Source organism: Methylobacterium sp. WL103 (assembly GCF_008039885.1).
GTDB classification, from domain to species: Bacteria; Pseudomonadota; Alphaproteobacteria; order Rhizobiales; family Beijerinckiaceae; genus Methylobacterium; species Methylobacterium cerastii.
The window spans coordinates 1-1,561 of record NZ_VRUX01000801.1; the positions used below are offsets into that span (position 1 = coordinate 1).

Genomic DNA, 1,561 nt, shown 5'->3' on the forward strand with positions numbered 1-1,561 from the left:
GCGCAGGGCCGACGCGGACGGTGGCGCGGCGCCCGGTGTGGAGCCCACGTCCCGACAGGGAGAACGCGGCGCCGAGCGTCGCGCGGAAGGGGCCGCCCGACGTCGAGAAGAGGTCCGGCGCGGATCGTTCGGAGGGAAAGGCTGGAGGCATCGGGTCGGGGGGCGGCTGACGCTGCATTCCGGGTTCCGGGCACCCTCGCAGGCCGAATGCGGGCTTTATACCTAAAGTCATCCGGCAGGGTCAGGAAATCACGGCGTCGTGCCGTCTAGGGCGGCACCATCCACCCTCATCGGCCGCCGTCGGCTTGACCGGTGACGACCCGGTCGTCACGATCTTGCAACACATTCGACGACGCGACGCTCCGGGTCGGCTGCGCGGACTTCTAGACGGTCCGCGGCGCGACGGTCCCGGCGCATCGCGAAGGGACCGGTTTTCGATGGCGCGGCTCTCCACCATTCCGTTCTTCAAGGAGCCGGGCATCGAGCTCGCGCCCTTCGAGACGCGCTGCCACTGGCGCCGCTTCGACGAGAACGAGGTGTTGGTCGACTTCGACGACGTGTCTACCGACGTGTACTTCCTGGCCACCGGCGAGGTCCGGATCCTCAACCGCACGCAATCCGGCAAGGAAGTGATCCTGGGCGAGATGCGCGGCGGCGCGTTCTTCGGCGAGCTGTCGGCGCTGGACGGCGTCGGCCGCTCGGCCAACGTCACGGCGCTCACCCGCGGCGAGCTCTGCGTCGTCCCGGCCTCGGTGTTCCGCCAGATGGTGTTCGCCTCCGAGCCCATCGCCGACCGGCTGTTCCGTCTCCTGACCAAGCGCGTGCGCGAGCTGAACACCCGCCTGATGGAGCACGCGCTGCTCGACCTGCGCCACCGGCTCTACGCCGAGCTGCTGCGGCTCTCGGTGCCGCGGGCGGGCGGGGGCGACGAGCGGGTGGTGACGCCGCCGCCCTACCACCACGTGCTCGCAGCCCGCATCGGCTGCCGCCGCGAGCAGGTGACCCGCGAGTTCACGGTGATGGCCGCCGAAGGCCTCGTCGACCGCACCCGCGGCGCCCTGGTGATCCGCCGGCCTGACCTGCTGGAGGCCCGGGTCGCCGAGGCCCTGCGCGAGGACAGCTGAGGCCTTGTCCGCGCCGCTGCTGCGACTGGAGAACCTGACCAAGCGGTTCGGAAGCGCGATCGCGGTCGACGCCGTGTCCCTCGACCTGGCGGCGTCCGAGTTCTTCTGCCTGCTCGGCCCCTCGGGCTGCGGCAAGAGCACGTTGCTCCGCCTCGTCGCCGGCTTCGAGGCTCCGGATTCGGGCGCGATCCGCCTCGGGGACGAGGACCTCGTCGCGCTGCCGGCCCATCGCCGGCCGGTGAACATGATGTTCCAGTCCTATGCGCTGTTCCCGCACATGAGCGTCGGGCGCAACGTCGCCTACGGGCTGAAGGGCCTCGCCCACGGCCGCGCGGCGACAGCCGAGCGGGTCGCGGCGCTGCTTCGCCTCATGCGCCTCGACGGCTATGCCGACCGCGCCCCGGCGACGCTCTCGGGCGGCCAGCGCCAGCGGGTGG

Annotated in this window: 2 protein-coding genes; both read left to right on the plus strand. The window is 71.6% G+C overall.

The window, feature by feature from the left end; translation table 11 throughout:
- Positions 1-437 precede the first annotated feature (437 nt).
- Positions 438-1,124, plus strand: coding sequence for a Crp/Fnr family transcriptional regulator (locus FV222_RS25585; protein ID WP_147752229.1), 687 nt, complete (start codon positions 438-440; stop codon positions 1,122-1,124).
- A 4-nt stretch (positions 1,125-1,128) separates the two neighbouring features.
- Positions 1,129-1,561: ATP-binding cassette domain-containing protein (locus FV222_RS25590; RefSeq protein ID WP_246685663.1), on the plus strand; the 433-nt coding region annotated here is incomplete at its 3' end.

Bases quoted from the DNA above. Each gene is read 5' to 3' on its own strand.
- FV222_RS25585 (WP_147752229.1), top strand. From the start codon at position 438: ATGGCGCGGCTCTCCACCATTCCGTTCTTCAAGGAGCCGGGCATCGAG.